The following is a 19,426-nucleotide window of genomic DNA, read 5'->3' on the forward strand; positions in this document are numbered from 1 at the left end:
CGCGCTGTCCACAGCCGAAATGAAGGGAGGCGGCCAAATCGCCCAGCGGGCGCTCGCAAGGTAGGCAGCCAACTACGCGGTGGCCAGATGCAACCGCTCAAAATCCTCGAAGAATTCGCCATAGTCGCAGGTTATCTCTTCGCCGGCCGCTATGTCGCGGGTCGCGGTTGCCCCGCCATATTGCGAAAAGTCCGTGTTCGGCGTCGCCGAATGGTTCATGAAGCGGCCATTGTCGACCTCATAGACCATGAAGCCGGGCCGGTCGGGGCTGGGATAGGCGTAGCGGTCGAGCAGTTCCCTGAGATGCGAGGGTGCCGCCTCGTATTTTTCCAGCGGGATCAGCCGGTCGAAATCCGGGTCGAGCCGCCAGATCGAGGCGCCTTTCCTGATTGGCTCGGCGGCGAACACGCCGACGCCCTCGATTGCGCTTTGGGCGACATAGGTTTTGATCAGCAGCATGGTTCCGGCCCGTTTCCAAGGAGAGAACGGAATCGTCAATTCGAGCCCAAATGCAAGCCCGGATTGCGACATCGCGGCCCGCGTTGATCCGCATGCCGGCGCCGAAACCGTTCACGTCCGGTTGATCGACACGCCGCCGTCGGCGAACAGCGCCGTTCCGGTGGTGAAGCTCGACGCGTCGGAGGCAAGATAAAGCGCCGAGCGGGCGATCTCTTCCGGCCGGGCCATCCGCTTCAGGGCATGGATGCCTTCGACGAACGTGCGGGCCTCGGGCGTGGTTGTGGTCGCGCCGGGCGTGTCTGTGCCGCCTGGCAGCAGTGCGTTGACGCGCAACCCCTTCGGCCCGTACTCGGCGGCCAGCACTTGCGTCAGGCCGATCAGGCCGGCCTTGGCCGCGGCGTAGGCCGCCATGCCTGGCATGCCGGCGGTATAGCCGACGAAGCTGGAGGTGAAGACCAGCGATCCGCCGCCACGCTCCAGCATCGCCGGTATCTGATGCCTGGCGGCCAGATAGGCGCTGGTCAGATTGGTATCCATCGTGTCATGCCACGACGCCGGCGGCAGGTCCGGCAGCGGCGCCATCATGCCGACAGCGCCGGCATTGTTGAATGCAATGTCGAGACCACCGAAGCTACCGGTCGCGAGATCGACCAGCGCCTTCGCATAGGCTTCGTCCCTGACGTCGCCGGCAAGAGCGATCGCAGTGCCGCCGGTTTCCACGATCTCCTCGACAAGCCTATCGAGCTCGGCCTGGCGGCGCGCGGCGGCGACGACCTTGGCTCCTTCCTCGGCAAAGAGCTTTGCAGTGGCGCGGCCGATGCCGGAACTGGCGCCAGTGACGATGGCGATCTTGTTGGCGAGTGCGAGCATGTTTCTGTCATCCTTCCGCTAAGCCGGCCTTGCCGGCGGTCGGATGCGTCGTCGCAAATGAGCATGGCCGCAGCCACCCGAAAGCTGCGAACCCGCCGATTTTCCCTGGCCTCGCACGCCGCGGCCGGTTGCGGCGCAAAACGGCAAGAGCCGTCGCAAACAGCGCAAGGGTGGCAGCGCTGTTTCGCTAGTGATACACCTCGCGCGCCGGGAGAAATTGCTAGCCCGGCCGCAAATCCGCGAGACTTTGGCGCGAGGCTGGAACGTGAAGAAATACTCTGTATTCGCCATCGCGCGTGAGGCCATGCGCGGCCACAAGGGCTGGGAGGAGCAATGGTCCTCGCCGGAGCCGAAGAAGGAATACGACGTCGTCATCGTGGGCGCCGGCGGCCATGGCTTGGCTACCGCTTACTATCTCGCCACCGTGCACGGCATCACCAATGTCGCGGTGCTGGAGAAGGGCTGGCTCGGTGGCGGCAATACCGGCCGCAACACCACCATCATCCGCTCCAACTATCTCTATGACGAGAGCGCCGGCATCTACGACCATGCGCTGAAATTGTGGGACGGGCTCAGCCAGGAGCTCAATTACAACGTCATGTATTCGGCACGCGGCGTCATGATGCTGGCGCACAATGTGCACGACATCCAGGTGCTGAAGCGCCATGTCCACGCCAACCGGCTGAACGGCATCGACAATGAATGGCTCACACCCGAGCAGGCGAAGGAATTCTGCCCGCCGCTCAATATTTCCAGGGATGCGCGCTACCCGGTCGTCGGTGCCGCCTTGCAGCGGCGCGGCGGCACGGCGCGCCATGACGCGGTCGCCTGGGGGTATGCGCGCGGCGCCTCGGCGCGGGGCGTGCACATCATCCAGAATTGCGAGGTCACCGGCGTCAAGCGGGCGGCCAATGGCGCGGTCACCGGTGTCGAGACGACGCGCGGCTTCATCGGCGCCAAGAAGGTCGGCGTGGTCGCGGCCGGCCATTCCTCGGTCATTATGAACATGGCCGGCGTGCGAATGCCGCTGGAAAGCTATCCGCTGCAGGCGCTGGTGTCGGAGCCGGTCAAGCCTGTCGTTCCCTGCGTGGTGATGTCGAACACGGTGCATGCCTATATCTCGCAGTCCGACAAGGGCGAACTGGTGATCGGCGCCGGCACCGACCAGTACGTCTCCTACTCGCAGACCGGCGGCCTGCACATATTACAGCATACGCTGGACGCAATCTGCGAGATGTTCCCGATCTTCACGCGCATGAAGATGCTGCGCTCCTGGGGCGGCATCGTCGACGTCACGCCCGACCGCTCGCCGATCCTGGCCAAGACGCCGGTGCCCGGCCTCTACGTCAATTGCGGCTGGGGCACGGGCGGCTTCAAGGCGACACCCGGCTCCGGCCATGTCTTTGCCCACACCATCGCCAGGGACGATCCGCATCCGATCAACGCGCCCTTCACCATCGAGCGGTTCCGCACCGGCCGGTTGATCGACGAGGCGGCGGCGGCGGCGGTGGCGCATTGACGATGACTGAGCTGTAGGAACGAAAACATGCTTCTCATCCGCTGCCCCTATTGCGAGGAAGAGCGTCCGGAACTTGAGTTCCGCAACGCCGGCGAGGCGCATATCGCGCGCTCGGCCAACCTGTCAGGCGAGAGCGACGAGGATTTCGAAAAATTCTTCTTCATCCGCTCGAATCCCAAAGGCATCATCTATGAGCGCTGGCGACACATGCATGGCTGTGCGCGCTTCTTCAACGCCGTGCGCGACACCGTCACCGACAAGTTCGTCATGACCTACAAGGCCGGCGAGCCGAAGCCTTCCAAGCTGCCCAAGAACTCCAGCGAAGTGGTTGCCAAATGAGCGGCGCGTTCCGCATACCGAGCGCCGGCCGCCTGAGCCAGGCCAAGACCGCCCGCTTCAGCTTCGACGGTCAGTCCTTCGTCGGCATCGAAGGCGATACGCTGGCTTCGGCGCTGCTGGCCAACGGCGTGCACCTGGTCGGCCGCTCGTTCAAATATCACCGGCCGCGGGGCGTGCTGTCGGCCGGCGCGGAGGAGCCCAACGCGCTGGTGCAGATCGTGCGCGACGACGCGCGCAAAACGCCGAATGTTCGCGCGACCGTGCAGGAACTCTATGACGGACTCGCCGCCAACTCGCAGAACCGCTGGCCGTCGCTGTCCTTCGACGTCAGCGCGGTCAACGATCTGGCGTCGCCGCTGTTTTCGGCCGGCTTCTACTACAAGACCTTCATGTGGCCGAAGGCGGCCTGGAAGAGCCTCTACGAACCCAAGATCCGGGAAGCCGCCGGGCTTGGCGTGTCCCCCGACAGGCCGGACCCCGACCATTATTCGTCGCGTTACGCTCATTGCGACGTGCTGGTGCTGGGCGGCGGTGCGGCCGGCATCGCGGCTGCATTGGCAGCGGCTGAAACCGGCGTGCGGGTCATTCTGGCCGATGAGCAGGCCGAATTCGGCGGCAGCCTGCGCTTCGAGAGCGGCGCGAAAATCGACGGCCAGGGCGGCTTTGCCTGGGCGCAGGCGGCGATCGCCAGGCTGAAAGGCATGGACAATGTCCGCGTGCTGTCGCGCACGACTGCCTTCGGCTACTACGCACAGAACTTCGTCGGCCTGGTCGAACGGGTCAGCGATCATTTGCAAAATCCCGGCCACGACCTGCCGCGCGAGCGGCTGTGGCAGGTGCGCGCCAGGCGCGTGGTGCTGGCGTCCGGGGCCATCGAGCGCCACATGGTGTTCGCCAACAACGACCGGCCGGGCATCATGCTGGCCTCGGCCGCGCGCACCTATCTCAATCACCATGGCGTCGCGGTCGGAAAAAACGTCGGCGTCTACACCGCCAATGATTCCGCTTACGCGGCGGCGATCGACCTGAAGAAGGCCGGCGTCAACATCGCGGCTATCGTCGATCTGCGCGACAATCCGACAGGGCCGGTGATCGATGAAGCAAGGATGCTCGGCATCGAGATCAATTTCGGCCGCGCGGTGATCCGCGCCGGAGGCAAGCTGCGCGTCTCGTCGATGACGGTGCAGCCGAAGAATGGTGGCGGCGAGCGCACCATTGCGGTCGATGCGGTCCTGATGTCGGCCGGCTGGACGCCGTCGGTGCACCTGTTCTCGCAGTCGCGCGGCAAGGTCGCCTTCAACGACGAAACCAAGCGCTTCGTGCCCGGCACCTACGCGCAGGACTGCGTCTCTGTCGGCGCCTGCAACGGCACGGACGGCCTGTCGGCGACCCTCGACGAGGCCTATGCGGCAGGGGCCAAGGCGGCAAGGGACGCCGGCGCAAAGACTGCCAAGGGTACAAGGCCAAAAGTCGACGCCTCGGAAAGCTGGTCGCGTGGCATGCTGGGCGCCGCCCCCGGCGCCGGTCCGGATACGACGGTGAAGGCCTTCGTCGATTTCCAGAACGACGTCACCGCCAAGGACATCCGCCAGGCGGTGCATGAGGGCATGCGCTCGATCGAGCACGTCAAGCGCTTCACCACCAACGGCATGGCGACCGACCAGGGCAAGACCTCGAACATGCACGGCCTGGCGATTGCCGCCGAGACGCTTGGCAAGCCAATCCCCGAGGTGGGCCTCACCACGTTCCGCGCCCCCTATACGCCGGTGACCTTCGGCGCCATCGTCAGCCATGCGCGCGGTCCGCTGTTCGATCCGACGCGCAAGACGGCGATCCATCCCTGGGCTGAAGCCCAAGGCGCCGTGTTCGAGGATGTCGGGCAGTGGAAGCGCGCCTGGTATTTCCCCAGGGGTGGCGAGGACATGCATGCGGCGGTCGACCGCGAGTGCGTCGCGGTTCGAAACACGGCTGGCCTGTTCGACGCCTCGACGCTCGGCAAGATCGAGGTGGTCGGTCCCGATGCGGCCAAGTTCATGGAACTGCTCTACACCAATCCGTGGGAAAAGCTGGAGCCCGGCCGCTGCCGCTACGGCATCATGCTGCGCGAGGATGGCTTCATCTATGATGACGGCGTCGTCGGCAGGCTGGCGCCCGACCGGTTCCATGTGACGACGACGACCGGCGGCGCGCCGCGCGTCATGAACCACATGGAGGACTATCTCCAGACCGAGTTCCCGCATCTCAATGTCTGGCTGACCTCGATCACCGAGCAATGGGCTGTCATCGCCGTGCAGGGGCCGAAGTCTCGCGACATCATCGCGCCGCTGGTCGAAGGCATCGACATGTCGGATGAGGCCCTCCCGCACATGTCGGTGCGCGAGGGCAAGATCTGCGGCGTGCCGACAAGGCTGTTCCGCATGTCGTTCACCGGCGAGCGCGGCTTCGAGGTCAATGTGCCGGCCGATTACGGCCAGGCCGTCTGGGAAGCGCTGTGGGTCGAGGGCCAGAAGCATGGCGCCACCGCCTACGGCACCGAGGCGATGCACGTGCTGCGCGCCGAGAAGGGCTACATCATCGTCGGCCAGGACACCGACGGCACGGTGACGCCCAATGATGCCGGCCTCGACTGGGCCGTCGGCAAGAAGAAGGCCGATTTCGTCGGCATTCGCGGCCTGACGCGGCGGGACCTGGTCGCCAAGGGCCGCAAGCAACTGGTCGGCCTCAAGACCAAGGATCCCAAGGTGGTGCTGGAGGAAGGCGCGCAGATCGTGGAGGATCCCAGGCAGGCGATCCCGATGAAGATGATCGGCCATGTCACGTCGAGCTATTGGTCGCAGAATTGCGGCCGCTCGATCGCTCTGGCGCTGGTCGCCGGCGGTCGCGCACGCACGGGCAACACGCTCTACGTGCCGATGCCTGGCGGGACGATCGAAGTGGAGGTTTCCGGCATGGTGTTCTTCGACGAAACGGGAGGCCGCCTCAATGGCTAAGGCAGTCGCGAAAAAGACGGCTTCGGCCGCATCGCCGGCGGCCGAGCGCCGTCCGGCGCTGGCCGGGCGCGCTATCTCCGCCGCCGGCGTCAAGGTAGAGGTGCTGCCGCCGGCCGAACGGATCTCGCTGCGCGCTCCGGAGGCGTCGCTTGCCGCCTTGTCGAAGGCGCTCGGCGTGACCATGCCGAAAAAGCCGAAGACGTCCGTGTCGAAAGGCGGGCGCACCGCGCTGTGGCTTGGGCCGGATGAATGGATGATCATCGACGAGGCCGGCAAAGACCCGCTCGCCGATTGTGCAAAGATTTCCGCCTTGCATTCCGCTGTCGGCATCTCGCATCGCAACGTTGCGATATCGGTCGCCGGTCCGGCCGCGGCCGCGGCAATCAATTCGGGCTGCCCGCAGGATCTGTCGCTCGAACCCTTCCCGGTGGGTGCCGCCTCGCGTACCATTCTCGGCAAGGCCGAGATTATTCTGCTGCGCACGGCGCAAGACGCTTTCCGGGTCGAGTGCTGGCGTTCCTTCTCGGATTATGTCTTTACTTTCCTCTCCGAGGGAGCACGCGACGCGGCGGCCTGATCCCGGAACGTTTGCCGCCCGCGCCCGTTTGCGGCAACAGGTCGAGGGAGAATGCCGATGCCATCGAAGTCCACGCCGAAGTCGCCCGGGAAAAGCTCGGCCGTGCGCTCCCTGGAGCATGAGCGGCATCACGGCGCCGACGCCGAAGAGGAACTCGAGGAAGGCCTCGAGGATACGTTCCCGGCCAGCGATCCTGTGTCGATCACGGGGACGGCTATCCCCGGCGCCCCCGCAAGGCCGGGCAAAGCCAAGACCGTTCCCGGACGCAAACCGCGCTGATTTCCCCAGCTTCGGTTGAGGAGCCATCTTTCCAAGACGGCGCCAAGTGGGATATTCAAAGCGCTTTGGGAGATCGTAAAATGCCGGTAAAAGCCGTCGTCTGGGGCGAGAATGTCCATGAGCAGACCAATGCCGCCGTGCGCGGCCTTTATCCATTGGGCATGCATGGGACCATCGCAGCCGCGCTCAACCAGGATAAGGGCATCGAGGCGACCACCGCCACCTTGCAGGAGCCGGAGCACGGCTTGAGCGAAAGCCGGCTGGCTGCCACCGATGTCCTGCTCTGGTGGGGCCATGCCGCCCATGGCGAGGTCAAGGACGAGATCGTCGAGCGCGTGCAGAAACGGGTCTGGGAAGGCATGGGTCTGATCGTGCTCCATTCCGGACACTATTCGAAGATCTTCAAGCGGCTGATGGGCACGCCTTGTTCGCTGAAATGGCGCGAAGCGGGCGAGCGCGAGCGCGTCTGGGCCATCAACCGCAGCCATCCGATCGCGCAAGGCATCGGCGAGTGCCTGGAGATCGGCGAGACGGAGATGTATGGCGAGCCCTTCGCGGTGCCGGAGCCGCTGGAGACGGTGTTCGTCTCCTGGTACGAAGGCGGCGAAGTCTTCCGGTCGGGGCTGACCTATCAGCGCGGCGCCGGACGGATCTTCTATTTCTCGCCCGGCCACGAGACCTACCCGATCTACCACAATGAAGGCGTGCAGCAGGTGCTGCGCAACGCCGTGCATTGGGCGCACAATCCCGCACCCGCATGGTCCGGCATCATCAATGCGCCGAACGTGCCGACAGACCAGGCCAAGGAGAAGATCGTCCAGAAGGGCCTGCGCCTGCATGCCGACGGCGACAAGGGCCTGAGTTAGGCGTGAGTTGAAGATGCACCGCCTCCTTCTGCTCGGCACCGGTGGCATTGCCGGACATCACGTCGAGGAGTTCGCCAGGATTCCAGGATGCACAATCGTCGCCTGCGTCGACCAGGTGCCGGGCCGCGGTGCGATGTTCGCCGCCGCCAACAAGATCAGCCAGTCTTTCGAGAGCCTGGAAGCGGCGATCGGCTGGGGTGCGTTCGATGCGGCCATCAATGCGACGCCGGATGGCGTGCACAAGGCCACGACGCTGGCGCTGCTTGCCCAGGGGAAACACGTCTTTTGCGAAAAGCCGCTGGCGCCGAACCATGCCGACGCGCTTGCAATGACGGAAGCGGCCGAGGCGGCCGGGGTCGTCAACATGGTCAACCTGACCTACCGCAACTCGGCGGCGATCGAGGAAGCGCGACGCATGGTGCAGGCCGGCGAGATCGGCGCATTGCGCCATGTCGAGGCGAGCTACAAACAGAGCTGGCTGGTCAGCAAGTCATGGGGCGACTGGCGCATCGAAGACAAATGGCTGTGGCGCCTGTCCAACCGGCACGGCTCGACGGGCGTGCTCGGCGATGTCGGTATCCACATTCTGGATTTCGCAAGCTATGGCGCCGACCAGGACATCGCCACCCTGCACGCCGACCTGGTGACGTTTCCCAAGGCCGAAGGCGATCGGATCGGCGATTATGTGCTTGATGCCAACGACAGTGTCGCAATGACGGCGCGGTTCAAATGCGGGGCGCTCGCGACGATCGTCGCCAGCCGCTACATGACCGGCCACGCCAACGACCTGTCGCTGGCCATGCATGGCACCAAGGGCGCCATCAAGGTCAAAACAGACGGCAAGGTTTCGCGCCTGTCGGCCTGCCTGGGCGAGGACATCGACCAGCAACGTTGGCGGACACTGGCGCTGCCGGATGTGAAGCGCAACGCGCTGCGTTTCGCCGAAGCGCTCGATAGGGGAAGGAACGGCGATCCATCCTTCCGTCGCGCCGCCGACATGCAGAGGCTGATCGACGCGGCCTTCGAGAGTTCGTCGTCCAGACTGCCGGTCACGATCGCCTGAATCACATCTGGCCGGCTGCACCGGCCAGGCGTGTGTTGCCGCTATCAGAACGCGCTCGGCACGATCCAGGGATTGATGCTGATGCCGAGGCGCGGGCCCTTGCCTTCAGCGGTGGTTTCCGTGACGCCCTTTTTCTCGAGCGAGCCGGTCGATGCGCAATCGAGCTTCACATTGGCCTTGGTGTCGACGCAAGTCGCCGGCGGCACGTGCTTGACCGGGTGGGTCGTGTTGGCGGCAAGGGCCGAGCCCGAAAGTGCCAGCACGGCGGCGAGGGTGAGGAGGGTCTTTTTCATTGTCCGTCTCCGGGTTCGATGGGTGAATTTGTTCTCGTACATGTACGGTATTCCGTACAAATACGCCCACTGATCGCGGAGTTCAAGCCAGAATCGTACGCGTACGGAAATTTTTGTTAACCAAGAAAATCCATCCCGCTTGGCACGTAAACGCGGAGCGGCGATGAAGCGTGGAAACGCAAGGAGATATCGTTCAGCAGTTGACCGGTGTCTCGGTCAGCGGGGGCACGTTCTGCGTGCTGAGGGTGGCAAGGGTGAAATCGCACATCCGTTTCACGAAAGCCTGCGGATCACCGAAAGGGTAGAAGGGGAAGGTGATCAGCAGCGAGATGGTGCCGTGGCCGACCGCCCACAGCATGGTGGCGATGGCGCGCGGATCACCCTGCAACTTCCCCGCGGCGACGCAGGCCTCGACCCTGCTGATCAGCACCTTCATCGCCGGGTTGCTTTCTTCCATGTCCTCGTAGCTCCGGCCTGCCGGCAGCTTGGTCTTTTCGGTCATGAAGACGGTGCGGTATTCATTGGGATTGCCAAGTCCGAACGCGGCGTATTCCGTCATCACTGCTTGCAGCGCCTCGATCGGATCGTCGGAAGGATGCTCCTCGATGCGCCGGGCGAGCGTCTCGAACGCATCTTCGGCCAGCGCGAACAATATGTCCTGCTTGTCGGCGAAATAGGAATAGACCGACATCGGCGCGTAGCCGACGCGCTTGGCCAGCTTGCGGATGGTCAGGCCCTCATAGCCTTCCTCCTGCACGAGCTTGTGCGCGGCCTCCACAAGTTCGGAACGCTGTTCGGCCTTTTGTTTCTCGCGGCGTGTCTGGGCGCTCACCGGCAATATCGCCTGCCTCTGCTGGTTGGGGGCCAACTGAATTATATACGCTGTACGGAAACGGACAAGGGCCTCGCTGGCTCCCGTCGCAGGTTCCCAGGCGGCAGGCGTCAGATGGCGCCGACGCCGCCGTCGACGGCCAATGTGTGGCCGGTCATGAAGGAGTTGGCGGGGTCGGCGGCGAACAGGATCACCGTGGTGATCTCATCCACTTCGGCCACCCTCCTCATCGGCACGCCGCGCGTCAGTTCGGCCAAGGCGTCAGCTTCCGGAGCGCCGGAGACGCGCACGAAACCGTCCACCATCGCCGTTCTCGTGTGCGCCGGACAAACAGCGTTGATGCGCAGGCCCTTGCTGGCGTATTCAATTGCCGCCGACCGGGTCAGCCCAACCACGCCGTGCTTGGCGGCGGCATAGATCGAGAGCTTCGGCGCGCCACCCAGTCCTGCGGCGGAGGCGATGTTGACGATGGCGCCGCCCTTGCCGTCAGCCTTGAACTGCCGCTCCATCTGCTGGATCTGGTGTTTCATGGCATAGAAGACGCCGAGCAGATCGATTTCGATCACGCGGCGCGCCTCCTCCGAGGCGACCTGCGGCAAACGCACGAAACTCTGCACGATGCCGGCATTGTTGACCGCGACATCCAGCCGGCCGAATCTTTCGACCGCCAGAGCCACCAGCGCCTGCGACAGCGCCTCGTCGGCGATGTTTCCGGCCAGGACCGCCGTCTCGGCATCGAGCGTTTCGGCAAAGCTCCTCAAGGTTGGTTCATCGAGGTCGGAGAGGACCAGCCGCGCGCTCTCGGCGGCAAAAGCTTTGGCGGCGCCGCGGCCAAGCCCGCCCGCGGCACCCGTGATCAACACCGTTTTTCCGTCGAAGCGGCCCATCGATTATTTCTCGTCGATCAGTTTCGGTCGATCAGTTTCGCGGCGAGGTGCGAAAGCAGTTTCACCGCCTCGCCATAGGTCCTGGCCTTTTCCGGGTTCGAGGCATTGCCGTCCAGCGCGCGCTTGTAGACGCCCTGGCAGATCGCGGCCAGCCGGAAGAAGGAGAAGGCGAGGAAGAACGTCCAGTCGCCGATGCCGGTGAGCCCGCGCCGCCGGCAATAGGTGGCGACATAGTCCTCTTCCGAAGGCAGTCCGAGCGCGGCGCGGTCGATACCGCCCAGGCCGCGAAAGCCCGAGCTATGCGGCAGGCGCCATTGCATGCACTGGTAGGCGATATCGGCAAATGGATGGCCTGATGTGGACAGTTCCCAGTCGAGCACCGCCATCACCTTCGGCCGGTCCGGCGCGAATATCAGATTGTCCAGCCGATAGTCACCATGCACCAGCGAGACACGGCCGTCGTCGGCGGGCCTGTGCGTCTCCAGCCAGTCGATCAGCCGGTCCATGTCGGCAATGGCACCGGTCTCCGAGGCGCGGTACTGACTGGTCCAACGCGCCAGTTGGCGCTCGAAATAGTTGCCCGGCCGGCCGAAATCGCCGAGACCCACGGCCTCGATATCGACGCCGTGCAGGGCGGCGAGCGTGGCGTTCAGGGCATCGTAGATGGCGGCGCGCTCGCCATTGTCGCGCGCTTCCGGCAGTGCCGGATTCCAGAAGATGCGGCCGTCGATGAAATCCATGACGTAGAACATGCGGCCGATCGGCGAGTTCTCGGCCGAGAGATGCAGCATCCGCGGCACCGGCACGGCGGTGCCCGAAAGGGCGCTCATCACCCTGAATTCACGGTCGACCTGGTGTGCCGATTTCAGCAACTGCCCCGGCGGCTTGGCGCGCAGCACGTAGCGGCCGCTGGCCGCCGTCAGCAGATAGGTCGGGTTGGATTGGCCGGATTTGAATTTTTCGACGGAGGAAAGTCCGGCAAAGCCGGGGATCCGCGCCTCGAGATAGGGCGAAAGCGCTGCCTGGTCGAGCGCGTTCGGGTCGCTCATGCGGTCTCTGGCTGGCGTTCGATCAGGGTCAGCGTCAGCCAGCGGGCGGTGAGCGCCGGTTTCTTCGAGCCCTCGATCTCGATCGTCACGTCATGGGCCGTCTGCACCCAACCTGAGGGCCTGACCTTGACGTCAGCCAGCACGAAACGGGTGCGGATGCGCGCGCCGGTCTTCACCGGCGCCAGGAAGCGCAGCGAATCGAAGCCGTGGTTGACGCCCATCTTGCCGTTTTCCAGCGGCGGCATGGTCTCGAACGTCATTGCCGACAACAGCGACAGCGACAGGAAGCCATGCGCGATGGTGCCGCCGAATGGCGTCTCGCGCTTGGCCCGCTCCGGATCGCAATGAATGAACTGGTGGTCGTCGGTGGCGTCTGCGAACTGGTCGATCATGCGCTGCGTGACCACCCGCCATGGCGAGACGCCCACCTCCTTGCCGACGCTGGCCAGAAGCACATCGAGACTGATCGGTTCCACGCGGATGTCCTCCAGTTTCATCCCCGGCTTCCCCGGCCGGACATGTCATTCCTTGAACAGGGTCAGCCCATGCTGCACCGACTGTCCGCCGTCAATCGGCAGGATGGCGCCGGTGACATAGCTGCCTGCACGGCTGCACAAATAGAGCGTTGCGCCGGCAATGTCATCCGGGGCGCCGATACGGCCGATCGGAACGTGGCTGCCGACATGCCTGGCCTGTTCCTCAGTGGCGGTGGCAAACGCCGTCATCCGGCTCTGGAAGGGCCCAGGGGCAAAGGCGTTGACGGTGATGCGGCGGCCGGCGAATTCCAGCGCCAGGGTGCGCGTCAGGTGATGAACGGCCGCTTTGGAGGCGGTGTAGGAGTAGGCGTCGTCGGCCAGCGGCTGCGTGCCCATCACGGAGCCCAGATTGATCACCCGGGCTGGATCCTCGTCGCTGGCGGCGGCTTCGAGCAGCGGCAGCAGTTCGCGGGTCACGTGGAAGACGGCGGTGACGTTGACGCCGAACACCTTGGCCCAGGCATGATAGGGGAAGCTCTCCAGCGGCGCTCCCCAGGACACGCCGGCATTGTTGACCAGGATATGCAGCCGTTCGGCCCGCGTCTTGACCTCGCCGACCAAGGCGGCAATGCCGGCCTCGCTGGAAACGTCTCCGGCAAAGCCTTCCGCCCGGCCCGGCGCGCCGAACCCGTTCAATTCCTCGGCGACCTTGATGCAGTCCTCGCCCTTGCGCGAGGCGATCATCACCGTTGCGCCGGCCTTGACGAGGCCCGTCGCCGCCATGCGGCCGATGCCGGTCGCCGCGCCCGTGACCAGCGCGGTCTTGCCGGCCACCGAAAAAAGATCGTCGAGATAGCTCATCGAACTCCTGCGCCTTTCATCGGCGGATCGGGGAAAGCGTTCGCGTTGACAAGGCTATCCGAAGTACGGTCATCCTTGCCACTGACAAAATGCCCGGCCTGAATGAAGGGTTAGCAACCGATGACGGAGATGAATCTCGGCATGACGGAGCGGCTGAGGCCGATCCACGCGCGCGTCGCGGCCATGGTGCGCGACGAGATCATGCCGCTCGACAAGGAATTCCTCGGTGAAGTCGGCAAGGCGGGCGACCGCTGGACATACACGCGGCGCCAGACCGAGATCCTCGAAGGGCTGAAGACGACCGCAAGAGAGCGCGGCCTTTGGAATTTCTGGCTGACCGGCTCGGAACGCGGCTACGGTCTTTCCACCGTCGAATACGCCTATCTGGCCGAGGAGATGGGCAAGGCGCATCTCGGCGCCGAGACCTTCAACTGCTCGGCGCCCGACACCGGCAACATGGAGGTGCTGGAGCGCTACGGCTCGGCGGAGCACAAGAACGCCTGGCTGGAGCCGCTTCTCGACGGAAAGATCCGCTCGGCCTATCTGATGACCGAGCCGGACGTAGCCTCGTCGGATGCCACCAACATTTCGATGCGCTGCGAACGGCGCGGCGACGGCTATGTGCTGAACGGCGAGAAATGGTGGGCCTCTGGTGCCGGCGATCCCCGCTGCGCCATCTATATCGTCATGGTGAAGACCTCCGATGGAGAGCCGAAGCACAGGCGGCATTCGATGATCCTCGTGCCGGCGGACACCAAGGGTGTCAGCAAGCTGCGTCCAATGCAGGTCTACGGCGACGACGACGCGCCGCACGGCCACATGCATCTTCGCTTCGACAATGTGCTGGTGCCGGCGTCGAACCTGATCCTCGGCGAGGGCAGGGGTTTCGAGATCGCGCAAGGCCGCCTCGGCCCCGGCCGCATCCATCACTGCATGCGGGCCATCGGCCAGGCCGAGATGGCGCTGGAGCTGCTGTGCCAGCGTTCGGTCCGCCGTGAAGCGTTCGGCCAGCCACTGGCGAAACTCGGCGCCAATTTCGATATCATCGCCGAGTGCCGGATGGAGATCGAGATGGCCCGCCTGCTCTGCCTCAAGGCGGCGTGGATGATCGACCAGGGCGACGCGCGCGCCGCCGCGCCCTGGATCAGTCAGATCAAGGTGGTCGCGCCACGCATGGCTCTGAAGGTCACCGACGAGGCGGTGCAGATGTTCGGCGCGCAAGGCATCAGCCAGGACACGCCGCTGGCGCGCTCGTGGACGCATCTCAGAACGCTGCGCCTCGCCGACGGGCCGGATGCCGTGCATCGCCGCCAGGTGGCGCGGGCTGAATTGAGGAAATACACGCAGGAAAAGGTTTGAGCCGGCCGGCATCTCATCGTCTTGCGTCGACAACCAAGGAGCAGCCACCAATGGCCATACCCTCCGAAATGAAGGCCCTGCTCCTGGTCGGCGACGGCTACACCAGGGCGCCGAGCGGCAGCGTGCTGGAGGCGATGGAGCCCTATCTCAAGCCAGGCAGTATCGCAGTGCCGGCACCTGGGCCGACGCAAGTGCTGATCAAGGTCAGCCTTGCGTCGATCAATCCGTCCGATGTCGCCTTCATCAAGGGCCAGTACGGCCAGCCGCGGCTCAAGGGCCGGCCGGCCGGCTTCGAAGGCGTCGGCGTGGTCGTTGCCGGCGGCGACGAGCCCTATCCCAAGAGCCTCGTCGGCAAGCGCGTTGCCTTCGCCACCGGGCTCTCCAATTGGGGCTCATGGGCCGACTATGCCGTTGCCGAAGCCGCCGCCTGCATTCCGCTCCTCGACACCGTGCGCGACGAGGATGGGGCTGCCATGATCGTCAATCCGCTTACCGCGCTCGCCATGTTCGACATCGTCAGCCGAGAAGGCGAAAGGGCCTTCATCATGACCGCCGGCGCCAGCCAGCTCTGCAAGCTGATCATCGGGCTGGCCAGTGAGGAAGGATTCCGGCCTATCGTCACCGTGCGCCGCGACGAGCAGATCGCGCTGCTGAAGGAAATCGGCGCCGCCCATGTGCTCAACGAGAAGTCGCCCGATTTCGAAGCCTCGCTGCGCGAGGTGATAAAGGCCGAACAGCCGCGCATCTTTCTCGATGCGGTGACCGGGCCACTGGCCTCGGCCATCTTCAACGCCATGCCGAAGCGCTCGCGCTGGATCATCTATGGACGGCTCGATCCCGAGGCCACGATCATCCGCGAACCCGGCCAGCTGATTTTCCAGCACAAGCACATAGAGGGCTTCTGGCTGAGCGAATGGATGCGGCAGCATAAGGATCGCCGCGGTCCTGCGATCCTCGAGGCGCAGAAGCGCTTTTCCGACGGGCGCTGGACGACCGACGTGACGGCTGTGGTGCCGCTGGCCGAGGCGATGGCGCGCGTGCCGGCGGAACTGGCCAGGCCCAATGGCAAGGTGTTCATTCGGCCGTAAAGCAGGGGGTGTGCGGTTGAGCTGCATTCCGGTTCATCGAGAGCACAGCTGCTATAACCTTCGAGGGCCGGAAAGAGGGTGGTTTGTTGGCTGCGATCGTTCAATGTCATCGGCGGCCACGCCGTTCGATCCCCCTATGCCACCCCGCTTTGTCCGTGATATGCCGCCGCCAATGAACGCTGGGACAGTGCCGGACCGGGCCTGTTCCGGATTGGTGTGGGGTGCTTGGTGAGGATTTCCAAACCGGTTTTCGACCGCCTGGGGCTTGGCCTGTGGATCGGGGCATTCGCGGTCGTGCTTGGCCTGGTCCTGTGGTCGCCCGATGCGCGCACCGTATTGCACGCCTACAGATATGGCAGTGTGGAGTTTCTCGCCGGCCGGCCGCTCTACGACCTCGAGTCCGAGATGGGATACCTTTACACGCCCGCCTTCGCCGCGCTCTATATTCCGTTCTTGAATCTGGGACCGCATCTTGGCGGGCTGGTCTGGCATGCCCTCGGTTTCGCCGTTCTCACCCTTGCCGCGGCGCGGCAGGTGCGCAAGCTGGGCGGACAGGAGCAGACCTGGCTGCTTTCCTTCGGCCTCTTTCTCGCTTTGCCGATGACACTGGGCGCCATTCGCAACGGCCAGGCGACAATCCTGCTGACCGGCGCCTGCTGGCTCTTGACCCTGTCGGCACTGGAAGGACGGCGTGCGGAGACCTTTTTCTGGGCCTCGCTTGCTATAACGGCCAAGCCGACCGCGATCATCATGCTGCTGTTGGTGGGGGCGTTGCGCCCGCGGCTGATACCGGTGCTGGTGCTCGCGGTGCTGTTCGTGCTCGCCATCCCCTACGCTTTCGCTCCCGCCGGCTACCTGAACGAGCAGTATGGCGATTTCGCCCGCATGCTGACGTCGATGGCCGTCGACAAGACCAGCCATTTTGTTCCTACCGATTTCACCGCGCCCTTTATCGAGATGGGGCTGCCCGTTCCGGATTCGGCTGCCACGGCGGTGCGCGTCGTGATCGGCCTGCTGACGCTCTCGATCGTGCTCTGGTTCGACCGCAAGCTCGAACAAGGAGCGGCCGGACTCGCGATCTTCCTGGCGGCCGCCTTCTACATGTGCGTCTTCAACCCGCGCGTCGAGCCCAACACCTATGCGATGATCGCGGTACCCGCCGGCCTTGCCATTGCCCTGTTGTGGCGCGAAGAAAAAGGTGGCGTCCTGGCCTGCGTGCTGTCCATGACTTTATTCCTGACAGGTTTGACCGGTGTCGAGCGCCACATGCATGACTTTCTCTATCCCTGGTTTCGGCCGATCACGGTCACTTTCATCGCCTGCTTCCTGATATGGTGGTTCTGGGCCAAGGCGCGACAAAAATTGGTGAATGTGGAGCCTGTCGCCCATGGCTGAGATGCCCCCGAGACTCGATATCGTGGCGCCGTTCTTCAACGAGGCGCAATCGGCGACGGCTTTCGCGGCATTGCTCGACGCGCTCGAGGCGGCGGTGTCGAGCCGCTTCGGCATGCAAGTCCACAAGATCCTGGTCGACGACGGCAGCCGGGACGATAGCGCCGGGCGGTTTTCGCAGGCACTTTCGGGATCCTGGGAAATCGTGCGCCTCAGCCGCAATTTCGGCAAGGAGGTCGCCGTGCTCGCCGGCCTCGACCACTCGCGGGGCGACATGGTGCTTGTCATGGACGCGGATCTGCAGCACTCCCTGGAGACCAGCCTGAAGATGATCGTCGAGCTGGCTGAGAATCCGGACGTCGACGTCGTCTACGCGCAGAACGACCGGCGCGGGGCAAGCTGGCGGCGCAGCCAGTTGGCGAAACTGTTCTACAGCCTGATCAACAGCAGCCAGCGGTTCGATATTCCCGAGAATGCAGGCGACTTTCGCGTCATGCGCGGCACCGTGGCGCGCGCATTGACCAGCCTGCGCGACAAAAGGCGCTTCAACAAGGGCCTGTTCGCCTGGGCCGGCTTCCGCCAGAAGGCCATATCCTATTCGCCGGAAAACCGCGCCAGCGGCAAGTCGAAATGGAGCCGGCTCAACCTGATCGCCTTTTCGTTAGAGGGGTTTACGTCCTTTTCGGTGATTCCGCTGCGCCTGATCAGCCTCAGCGGACTGCTTGCGGCGTTTGCCGGCGCGGTCTACGGCGCGAAAGTGCTCTTCGAGGTGCTGTTCTATGGCATTGCCGTTCCAGGCTATCCGAGCCTGCTGGTCGCCGTAGTGTTGCTCGGCGGCCTCAACCTGACACTTCTCGGGCTGATCGGTGAATATGTCTGGGTCACCCTCAGCGAAAGCAAGGATCGCCCGGTCTACATCGTGCGCGATATCGTGCGCAGCGATGTTCCCGCCAGGTCGGCGCCGGGCGTTCCCGGGGCATGATGCGCGGCATCCGCCTGATCGCCGACGATTACGGCCTGGCGCCCGGCGTCTCGGCGGCGATCCTCGACCTGCTCGATCGCGGGCGGCTTACGGGCACCGGTTGCATGACCGGTTTCGCGGAATGGCCGGGGGAGGCGGAACGAATCAAGCCGCTGTGCGGCCGGGTCGCCGTCGGCCTGCATCTGACCTTGACGGACCAGCCGGCCGTGACCGGCCCGTCGAGCCTGGCACCGGAAGGCCGGCTGCCGCCGCTCCGCTCGCTGGCATTGCCGATCCTGCGCGGCAGCATCGAGACCTGCGACGTCCATGCCGAGCTCGACGCCCAATTTGGCCGCTTCGTCGAGGCGCTCGGGCGCCGGCCCGATTTCATCGACGGCCACCAGCATGTGCATTTCCTGCCTGTCGTGCGCAAATGGCTGCGGGGGCGTTTCGCCGGAGATGCCGGCAGACCGTGGCTGCGCGGCGCGCCGGCACTGGCCGGCAGCGGAGCGGCGGCATCGAAAATTGCGGCGATCGCCGCCCTGGCAACTGGTTTCAACCGATCCATGCGGCGCGCCGGCTTCACCGTGAGGGCGCCGCTCGCCGGCATCTATGACTGGCGGCAGCCGGAAAAGTTCGCGCCCGCCCTGCAAACCGCCGTTGAAAGCCTGCCGGAAGAGGGACTGTTCATGTGCCATCCCGGGCATGTCGACGAGACGTTGCGTGCACGCGACCCGATGCAAGATGTGCGCGAAGTCGAATTCGCGGTTCTCGCCTCCGATCATTTCGGCGCAAACCTGGCTCGCGCGCGTGTCGGCATCATGGACGGCACAGCATGAGTGCCGATCAGTCCCGGCGTTCGACCGGCAACAAGATTATCCGCTTCGCCATTGTCGGCCTGGTGAACACGGCCATCGACCTTGCCGGTTTCTTTCTGCTGCTCAAGCTGCACGTGCCGCCGCTGCCCGCCAACGTTGCGTCCTGGTTCATTGCCGTCACCTTCTCCTTCGCGGCCAACGGCTTCTGGTCGTTCGAGCGCGATCCGACCATCCGGCTGCATCATGCCTTTCTTCGCTTCGCCTCGCTCGGCGCGCTGATTTCGCTTGGTGTCTCCAGCCTTGCGATCGCGCTGTTCGCCGGCGTCGTCGGCGTGTGGCCGGCAAAGATCGGCGGGGTGGTTGTGGCGGCGGTGCTGAATTTCCTCGCCGCGCGCTGGTCGATCGAGGGCCGTCTCTTGAAATAGCAGGCTGTTTCCCCACGAAAATT

Annotated in this window: 21 protein-coding genes; 13 read left to right on the forward strand and 8 right to left on the reverse strand. The window is 64.6% G+C overall.

Annotated elements, in window-relative coordinates:
- Positions 1 to 72 precede the first annotated feature (72 nt).
- Both LB541_RS04265 and LB541_RS04270 read right to left on the reverse strand, forming a co-directional pair.
- On the reverse strand, positions 73 to 459 hold the full coding sequence (locus LB541_RS04265; RefSeq protein ID WP_140657316.1) for an SET domain-containing protein: 387 nt from the start codon (positions 457 to 459) through the stop codon (positions 73 to 75).
- Positions 460 to 570: 111 nt separating this feature from the next.
- Positions 571 to 1,329 carry an SDR family oxidoreductase gene (locus LB541_RS04270; protein WP_140657318.1) on the reverse strand — a complete coding sequence of 253 codons (759 nt, stop codon included), beginning with the start codon at positions 1,327 to 1,329 and terminating at the stop codon, positions 571 to 573.
- A gap of 265 nt (positions 1,330 to 1,594) precedes the next feature.
- Between LB541_RS04270 and LB541_RS04275 the strand changes: the two genes are divergently transcribed.
- The 7 genes from LB541_RS04275 (at position 1,595) to LB541_RS04305 (ending at position 8,962) form a co-directional block, all read left to right on the forward strand.
- Positions 1,595 to 2,848 (forward strand): sarcosine oxidase subunit beta, encoded by a 1,254-nt coding sequence (locus LB541_RS04275; protein ID WP_140624375.1) that lies wholly within the window; start codon positions 1,595 to 1,597, stop codon positions 2,846 to 2,848.
- 27 nt (positions 2,849 to 2,875) lie between these two features.
- Positions 2,876 to 3,187 carry a sarcosine oxidase subunit delta gene (locus LB541_RS04280; protein WP_140624374.1) on the forward strand — a complete coding sequence of 104 codons (312 nt, stop codon included), beginning with the start codon at positions 2,876 to 2,878 and terminating at the stop codon, positions 3,185 to 3,187.
- Positions 3,184 to 6,177 (forward strand): sarcosine oxidase subunit alpha, encoded by a 2,994-nt coding sequence (locus LB541_RS04285; protein WP_224617932.1) that lies wholly within the window; start codon positions 3,184 to 3,186, stop codon positions 6,175 to 6,177. Before LB541_RS04280 ends, LB541_RS04285 begins: the two co-directional genes overlap by 4 nt.
- Positions 6,170 to 6,754, forward strand: a complete 585-nt coding sequence (locus LB541_RS04290; RefSeq protein WP_140657322.1) for a sarcosine oxidase subunit gamma — start codon at positions 6,170 to 6,172, stop codon at positions 6,752 to 6,754. Before LB541_RS04285 ends, LB541_RS04290 begins: the two co-directional genes overlap by 8 nt.
- A 57-nt stretch (positions 6,755 to 6,811) precedes the next feature.
- Positions 6,812 to 7,033 (forward strand): hypothetical protein, encoded by a 222-nt coding sequence (locus LB541_RS04295; RefSeq protein WP_140496327.1) that lies wholly within the window; start codon positions 6,812 to 6,814, stop codon positions 7,031 to 7,033.
- An 80-nt stretch (positions 7,034 to 7,113) separates the two neighbouring features.
- Positions 7,114 to 7,899, forward strand: coding sequence for a ThuA domain-containing protein (locus LB541_RS04300; protein ID WP_140513714.1), 786 nt, complete (start codon positions 7,114 to 7,116; stop codon positions 7,897 to 7,899).
- 13 nt (positions 7,900 to 7,912) lie between these two features.
- Positions 7,913 to 8,962 carry a Gfo/Idh/MocA family protein gene (locus LB541_RS04305; protein WP_140513713.1) on the forward strand — a complete coding sequence of 350 codons (1,050 nt, stop codon included), beginning with the start codon at positions 7,913 to 7,915 and terminating at the stop codon, positions 8,960 to 8,962.
- 44 nt (positions 8,963 to 9,006) lie between these two features.
- Here LB541_RS04305 and LB541_RS04310 read toward each other — a convergent pair whose 3' ends face one another.
- The 6 genes from LB541_RS04310 to LB541_RS04335 all read right to left on the reverse strand — a co-directional run bounded on the left by LB541_RS04310 (position 9,007) and on the right by LB541_RS04335 (position 13,360).
- A complete protein-coding gene (locus tag LB541_RS04310) occupies positions 9,007 to 9,255 on the reverse strand; it encodes a DUF680 domain-containing protein (RefSeq protein WP_224617934.1) in 249 nt (82 codons plus the stop codon).
- A gap of 193 nt (positions 9,256 to 9,448) precedes the next feature.
- A complete protein-coding gene (locus LB541_RS04315) occupies positions 9,449 to 10,093 on the reverse strand; it encodes a TetR/AcrR family transcriptional regulator (protein WP_140496323.1) in 645 nt (214 codons plus the stop codon).
- 104 nt (positions 10,094 to 10,197) lie between these two features.
- A complete protein-coding gene (locus tag LB541_RS04320) occupies positions 10,198 to 10,974 on the reverse strand; it encodes an SDR family NAD(P)-dependent oxidoreductase (RefSeq protein ID WP_140513712.1) in 777 nt (258 codons plus the stop codon).
- A 17-nt stretch (positions 10,975 to 10,991) separates the two neighbouring features.
- Positions 10,992 to 12,023, reverse strand: a complete 1,032-nt coding sequence (locus tag LB541_RS04325; protein ID WP_140761358.1) for a phosphotransferase family protein — start codon at positions 12,021 to 12,023, stop codon at positions 10,992 to 10,994.
- Positions 12,020 to 12,520, reverse strand: coding sequence for a MaoC family dehydratase (locus LB541_RS04330; protein ID WP_263483366.1), 501 nt, complete (start codon positions 12,518 to 12,520; stop codon positions 12,020 to 12,022). The genes LB541_RS04325 and LB541_RS04330 overlap by 4 nt, the downstream gene beginning before the upstream one ends.
- Before the next feature lie 24 nt (positions 12,521 to 12,544).
- Positions 12,545 to 13,360: an SDR family oxidoreductase gene (locus LB541_RS04335; protein WP_140566161.1), complete on the reverse strand. Its 816-nt coding sequence runs from the start codon at positions 13,358 to 13,360 to the stop codon at positions 12,545 to 12,547.
- 120 nt (positions 13,361 to 13,480) lie between these two features.
- On the opposite strand from LB541_RS04335, the gene LB541_RS04340 reads away from it, so the two are divergent.
- The 6 genes from LB541_RS04340 to LB541_RS04365 all read left to right on the forward strand — a co-directional run bounded on the left by LB541_RS04340 (position 13,481) and on the right by LB541_RS04365 (position 19,403).
- The gene (locus tag LB541_RS04340; RefSeq protein WP_140496319.1) at positions 13,481 to 14,719 is read left to right on the forward strand and encodes an acyl-CoA dehydrogenase family protein; all 1,239 of its coding nucleotides are present in this window, start codon (positions 13,481 to 13,483) and stop codon (positions 14,717 to 14,719) included.
- A gap of 50 nt (positions 14,720 to 14,769) precedes the next feature.
- Complete coding sequence (locus LB541_RS04345) at positions 14,770 to 15,807, forward strand: zinc-binding dehydrogenase (RefSeq protein ID WP_140556519.1); 1,038 nt, start codon at positions 14,770 to 14,772, stop codon at positions 15,805 to 15,807.
- Between the two features lie 228 nt (positions 15,808 to 16,035).
- Positions 16,036 to 17,202 (forward strand): glycosyltransferase family 87 protein, encoded by a 1,167-nt coding sequence (locus tag LB541_RS04350; RefSeq protein WP_140496317.1) that lies wholly within the window; start codon positions 16,036 to 16,038, stop codon positions 17,200 to 17,202.
- Positions 17,195 to 18,181 carry a glycosyltransferase family 2 protein gene (locus LB541_RS04355; RefSeq protein ID WP_140816746.1) on the forward strand — a complete coding sequence of 329 codons (987 nt, stop codon included), beginning with the start codon at positions 17,195 to 17,197 and terminating at the stop codon, positions 18,179 to 18,181. The genes LB541_RS04350 and LB541_RS04355 overlap by 8 nt, the downstream gene beginning before the upstream one ends.
- Complete coding sequence (locus tag LB541_RS04360) at positions 18,178 to 18,999, forward strand: ChbG/HpnK family deacetylase (protein ID WP_140671422.1); 822 nt, start codon at positions 18,178 to 18,180, stop codon at positions 18,997 to 18,999. Before LB541_RS04355 ends, LB541_RS04360 begins: the two co-directional genes overlap by 4 nt.
- Positions 18,996 to 19,403, forward strand: coding sequence for a GtrA family protein (locus tag LB541_RS04365; RefSeq protein ID WP_140556527.1), 408 nt, complete (start codon positions 18,996 to 18,998; stop codon positions 19,401 to 19,403). The genes LB541_RS04360 and LB541_RS04365 overlap by 4 nt, the downstream gene beginning before the upstream one ends.
- Positions 19,404 to 19,426 lie beyond the last annotated feature (23 nt).

It is taken from the genome of Mesorhizobium sp. BR1-1-15 (genome assembly GCF_020165475.1).
In the GTDB taxonomy this organism is placed as follows: Bacteria; Pseudomonadota; Alphaproteobacteria; order Rhizobiales; family Rhizobiaceae; genus Mesorhizobium.

Coding starts and splice junctions, on each gene's coding strand:
- LB541_RS04265 (WP_140657316.1), bottom strand. CDS start 459: ATGCTGCTGATCAAAACCTATGTCGCCCAAAGCGCAATCGAGGGCGTC.
- LB541_RS04270 (WP_140657318.1), bottom strand. CDS start 1,329: ATGCTCGCACTCGCCAACAAGATCGCCATCGTCACTGGCGCCAGTTCC.
- LB541_RS04280 (WP_140624374.1), top strand. CDS start 2,876: ATGCTTCTCATCCGCTGCCCCTATTGCGAGGAAGAGCGTCCGGAACTT.
- LB541_RS04285 (WP_224617932.1), top strand. CDS start 3,184: ATGAGCGGCGCGTTCCGCATACCGAGCGCCGGCCGCCTGAGCCAGGCC.
- LB541_RS04290 (WP_140657322.1), top strand. CDS start 6,170: ATGGCTAAGGCAGTCGCGAAAAAGACGGCTTCGGCCGCATCGCCGGCG.
- LB541_RS04295 (WP_140496327.1), top strand. CDS start 6,812: ATGCCATCGAAGTCCACGCCGAAGTCGCCCGGGAAAAGCTCGGCCGTG.
- LB541_RS04300 (WP_140513714.1), top strand. CDS start 7,114: ATGCCGGTAAAAGCCGTCGTCTGGGGCGAGAATGTCCATGAGCAGACC.
- LB541_RS04305 (WP_140513713.1), top strand. CDS start 7,913: ATGCACCGCCTCCTTCTGCTCGGCACCGGTGGCATTGCCGGACATCAC.
- LB541_RS04310 (WP_224617934.1), bottom strand. CDS start 9,255: ATGAAAAAGACCCTCCTCACCCTCGCCGCCGTGCTGGCACTTTCGGGC.
- LB541_RS04320 (WP_140513712.1), bottom strand. CDS start 10,974: ATGGGCCGCTTCGACGGAAAAACGGTGTTGATCACGGGTGCCGCGGGC.
- LB541_RS04325 (WP_140761358.1), bottom strand. CDS start 12,023: ATGAGCGACCCGAACGCGCTCGACCAGGCAGCGCTTTCGCCCTATCTC.
- LB541_RS04330 (WP_263483366.1), bottom strand. CDS start 12,520: ATGAAACTGGAGGACATCCGCGTGGAACCGATCAGTCTCGATGTGCTT.
- LB541_RS04335 (WP_140566161.1), bottom strand. CDS start 13,360: ATGAGCTATCTCGACGATCTTTTTTCGGTGGCCGGCAAGACCGCGCTG.
- LB541_RS04340 (WP_140496319.1), top strand. CDS start 13,481: ATGACGGAGATGAATCTCGGCATGACGGAGCGGCTGAGGCCGATCCAC.
- LB541_RS04345 (WP_140556519.1), top strand. CDS start 14,770: ATGGCCATACCCTCCGAAATGAAGGCCCTGCTCCTGGTCGGCGACGGC.
- LB541_RS04355 (WP_140816746.1), top strand. CDS start 17,195: ATGGCTGAGATGCCCCCGAGACTCGATATCGTGGCGCCGTTCTTCAAC.
- LB541_RS04360 (WP_140671422.1), top strand. CDS start 18,178: ATGATGCGCGGCATCCGCCTGATCGCCGACGATTACGGCCTGGCGCCC.
- LB541_RS04365 (WP_140556527.1), top strand. CDS start 18,996: ATGAGTGCCGATCAGTCCCGGCGTTCGACCGGCAACAAGATTATCCGC.